This window comes from Streptomyces bobili (assembly GCF_002154575.1).
Lineage (GTDB): Bacteria > Actinomycetota > Actinomycetes > Streptomycetales > Streptomycetaceae > Streptomyces > Streptomyces bobili.
On record NZ_MUBA01000004.1, the window covers coordinates 1 to 4,092 of the forward strand.

Annotated in this window: 4 protein-coding genes; 3 read left to right on the plus strand and 1 reads right to left on the minus strand. The window is 73.3% G+C overall.

Features of this window, described 5'->3' with window-relative positions; all coding sequences use genetic code 11:
* From BZL64_RS00360 to BZL64_RS00370, 3 genes are all read left to right on the plus strand, one after another.
* Positions 1–213: thiamine phosphate synthase (locus BZL64_RS00360; RefSeq protein ID WP_208639332.1), on the plus strand; the 213-nt coding region annotated here is incomplete at its 5' end.
* 177 nt (positions 214–390) lie between these two features.
* Positions 391–1,314 carry a methylenetetrahydrofolate reductase [NAD(P)H] gene (gene metF, locus BZL64_RS00365; RefSeq protein WP_086764566.1) on the plus strand — a complete coding sequence of 308 codons (924 nt, stop codon included), beginning with the start codon at positions 391–393 and terminating at the stop codon, positions 1,312–1,314.
* 55 nt (positions 1,315–1,369) lie between these two features.
* Positions 1,370–2,335 (plus strand): SCO2102 family sporulation regulator, encoded by a 966-nt coding sequence (locus tag BZL64_RS00370; protein WP_086764571.1) that lies wholly within the window; start codon positions 1,370–1,372, stop codon positions 2,333–2,335.
* A gap of 57 nt (positions 2,336–2,392) precedes the next feature.
* On the opposite strand, the gene BZL64_RS00375 is transcribed toward BZL64_RS00370, so the two are convergent.
* Positions 2,393–3,868 carry a phytoene desaturase family protein gene (locus tag BZL64_RS00375; protein WP_086764575.1) on the minus strand — a complete coding sequence of 492 codons (1,476 nt, stop codon included), beginning with the start codon at positions 3,866–3,868 and terminating at the stop codon, positions 2,393–2,395.
* Positions 3,869–4,092: the final 224 nt, after the last annotated feature.

Below are 4,092 nucleotides of genomic sequence, written 5' to 3' on the forward strand. Positions count from 1 at the left end.
GGCCGCCCGGCCCCCGGCCTCGGCCTGGTCCGGCACACGGCGGCGACGGGCACCGAGCGCCCCTGGTTCGCGATCGGCGGCATCGACCTCGGCAACCTCGACGAGGTGCTCGAGGCGGGCGCCCGCCGGGTCGTGGTCGTCCGGGCGATCACGGAGGCCGACGATCCGGGCGCCGCGGCGGCGGAGTTCGCCGAGCGGCTGCGCGCGATCTGAGCCGGCCGCCGCCGGGCGGGCCCTCCGCTGCGGCGGTCCCCTGTCCTTCCCTCCGGGGCTCCTGCTCCTTTCGGCTCCTTTCGGCAGCCTGTCCAAGGGATGGACAACAAGTAGACAATTCGGGCAAATATCCGAGATCTGGTGAGGGGAGGCCCCACCCCTGGCTAACCTGCGGGTATGGCCCTCGGAACCGCATCCACCAGGACCGACCGCGCGCGTACCGTGCGTGACATCCTGGCCACCGGCAAGACGACGTACTCGTTCGAGTTCTACGCGCCGAAGACCTCCCAGGGTGAGCGGAGCCTGTGGAACGCGCTCCGGCGGGTCGAGGCGGTGGCCCCCGACTTCGTCTCCGTCACCTACGGTGCCGGCGGCACCACCCGGGCGACCACGGTCAAGGAGACGCAGCAGATCGTCGTCGACACCACCCTGACCCCGGTCGCGCACCTCACGGCCGTGGACCACTCCATCGCCGAACTGCGCAACATCATCGGCCAGTACGCCGACGCCGGGATCCGCAACATGCTCGCCGTGCGCGGAGACCCGCCCGGTGACCCCATGGGCGAGTGGGTGCCGCACCCCCAGGGCCTCACCTACGCAGCCGAACTCGTCGAGCTGATCAAGGAGTCGGGCGACTTCTGCGTCGGCGTCGCCGCCTTCCCCGAGATGCACCCGCGCTCCAGCGACTGGGACACGGACGTCGCGCGCTTCGTCGACAAGTGCCGGGCCGGCGCCGACTACGCGATCACGCAGATGTTCTTCGACCCCGAGTCCTACCTGCGCCTGCGCGACCGGGTGTCGGCGGCCGGCTGCGCGACCCCGGTGATCCCCGAGGTCCTGCCGGTGACGAGTGTGAAGATGCTGGAGAGGCTTCCCCAGCTCAGCAACGCCCACTTCCCGGCGGCCCTGAAAGAGCGGATCCTCACAGCCAAAGACGATCCGGCCGCTGTACGCTCCATTGGCATCGACTTCGCCACGGAGTTCTGCGCTCGGCTGCTCGCCGAGGGAGTGCCCGGACTGCACTTCATCACGCTCAACAACTCCACGGCGACGCTGGAAATCTACGAGAACCTGGGCCTGCACCACCCACCGCAGGCCTAGACCGGTCGCACCGACTTACGACACACTGCGTAGCGGCCACTGGAGAGGGGCGTACATGGGCTGGACGGTCCTCTACATCGCGTTCGGCATCGTCGCGCTATGGCTGCTGGGTGAGGTGCTGCTGCAGTACAAGGCACGGCTGCGCTACCGGCTGCTCGCCTTCGGCGGCTTCCTCGGTGTCGTGGTCGGTGTCCTGATCCCGTCCGTCATCGTCATCGGTGTGGGCGCGGCCGCCTTCGCCATCGGCCAGACGTACGTCACTCTGTCCTTCCGCCGCGGCTTCGCCGAGGGCTGGGCGGTCAGCCGCCCCGGCACCGAGGGCACCCCCACCAAGCGCCGCCGCGGCAAGGGCGAGCACCAGGACCCCTCGCTCGAGGTCTCCGGCCTGGAAGCGGCCGACGGCGGTTCCGACGGGTACGGGCAGGACGCGGGCACACCCTTCGGCGGCGACTCCGTCGCCTACGGCCGGGACAAGGGCGACTACGACGAGGACTACGACCGCGACGACGTCTTCACCCCCGCCCGCACCGCCGAGCCCACGGCAGCCGAGACCACCTCCGTCTACGAGCCGCAGCCGCTGCCCGACGACACCGGCTCCTACGGCGTGTACACCGACGCCGCCTACGCCTCCGCCGCCCAGCCCCAGGACCAGTACGCGACGGCCGCCCAGGGCGCCGACCAGGGGTACGGCTACGACGGCTACGGCCAGCAGCAGTACGGCTACGACGCCTCGGGCCAGCAGCAGTACGCGGCCTACTCCGACCCCTACATCGGCACCCAGACCTACGGCGGCGGCACCTACGACGCCGGGTACGACCAGCAGCAGTACCAGCAGGGCTACGGCCAGGAGCAGTACGGCACCGGCGGATACGACGGAACGCCGGCCGGCGGTGTCTGGGTCCCGCAGCAGCGCAGCACCGACGACCCCCTCGGCGGCGAACTCCCGCCCGAGCAGCCCTACCCCTACCAGGGCGACGGGCAGCAGCAGGGGAACGGCTACGACGAGCAGTACCGCTTCTGACGGACGCTCACGACCGCCCCTGCCACCCCGACGGGCGGCGCGGGCGGTGGACGGGACTCACTGCGAGCCCCGGAACCGGGGCCCCTCCACGACGAGTCCGGCCACCAGCGCGCCCGACATCCCCGCATGGGGCAGCCCGCCGCCTGGGTGCGCCCAGCCGCCCATCGTGAACAGGCCCGGCAGGGCGGTGGAGTTGGCCGGGTGCAACAGCCGGCCCCCGGCCGCCGCAAGCGCCGGAGCCGGGACGGAACCCCCCTCCACCCCGGTCTCCCCGGCGATGTCCGCCGGAGTGCGCAGCTCGCGCCACAGGACCCGGTCCCGCAGGCCCGGCAGGGCACGCTCGGCGACGGAGAGCACCGCCTCCACCAGGTCGGTCCCCGGCTCGGCCCCGGCCGGGACCACGACACTCAGGGTGACCGCCTCATGGGCGGCGTCCGGCACCAGGGCGGGGTCGCCGGGCCGCAGCACCGTGACCGTCGGAGCGGCGGCCGGCGCCGGCGCCGTACCGAACAGGGCCGTCAACTCGCCCTCGCGGTCCCCCGTGTGCACGATCGTCCGGTGCGCGGTGCCCTCCGGCCGGCCGCCGCGCAGCGCGAGCAGCACGGTCAGCCGGCTCGGCAGGCCCCGCTGCGGCCCGACCTCGCCCTGACCGCGCGGCGGGACACCCGCGGCGCCCGCCCCCGGCGCCACCACGAAGTCCGCCTCCACCACGCTGCCGTCGCCCAGCTCCACGCCCGCCGCGCGGCCGTCCTTCTCCACGATCCGGGTGACCTCGGCACCGAACACGAACGCGACCCGGCGGGCCAGGCATCTCTCGTACACCGCGCGCGCCAGCTCGCGCACACCGCCGCGCACGGACCACATGCCGAAGGCGTGCTCCATGTACGGCAGGACGGCCGCGCTCGCCGGAGTGACCCGCGGATCGAGGCCGTACGCCAGCGCGTGGCTCTCCAGCAGGGCGGCGAGCCGTGGGTCGCGCAGCTCCCAGGCGCCGACCTCGGCGAGCGTGCCCGCCCGGCGGGTGCGCAGCAGGCGCTTGTGCGGCACCGACGGATAGGGCTCGCGGTCGGCCAGCACCGACCAGTTCGGCCACAGCGGCTCCTCCAGGAGCGGGCGGCGGGTGCGGTCCCAGGCCTCGCGGGCCCGGACCAGGAAGTCGCCCCAGCGACCGCCGGCGCCCGCGCCCAGTGCCTCGTCCAGGGCGGAGACGACACCCGCGCGCGACGCGTTCGGCAGGGCGGCCTCGGTGCCGTCCGCGAACACATGCCGGGCCGACGGGTCCACCTGGACCAGCTCGGCACAGGCCTCCAGCGGCTCCTTGCCGGTCTTGACGAACAGATCGCGCCAGACCGCGGGCAGGGTCAGCAGACCGGGCCCCGTGTCGAAGGAGAACCCGTCCCGCTCGAAACGGCGCACCGCACCGCCGTACGTCTCCGTACGCTCGTACACCGTCACCCGGTGGCCCGCGACGGCCAGCCGGGCGGCAGCCGCCAGCGCGCCCATCCCGGCGCCGATCACCGCAATCCGTGCCATGCCGGCGACTTTATCGGCCGCCACCGACAGTGACTCCGTCAGACCGCCGGACGGCCGCGCCGCCTTCTGGGGGCGGGCACCCAGGCCTGAGTAGCCGTACCTAGCCGCCGAGATGAGTACGCGCGCGGATGGGGGCCGGCCTGCGTGAACGGAAGAGTGGAGCTCACGGAAAGGGGCCCGGCACCGCACCGCCGACACGGGGCTGCGGAACGGTGCCGGGCCCC

Excerpts from the sequence above, each read along its gene's own strand:
- metF (WP_086764566.1), top strand. The coding sequence starts at position 391 with ATGGCCCTCGGAACCGCATCCACCAGGACCGACCGCGCGCGTACCGTG.
- BZL64_RS00370 (WP_086764571.1), top strand. The coding sequence starts at position 1,370 with ATGGGCTGGACGGTCCTCTACATCGCGTTCGGCATCGTCGCGCTATGG.
- BZL64_RS00375 (WP_086764575.1), bottom strand. The coding sequence starts at position 3,868 with ATGGCACGGATTGCGGTGATCGGCGCCGGGATGGGCGCGCTGGCGGCT.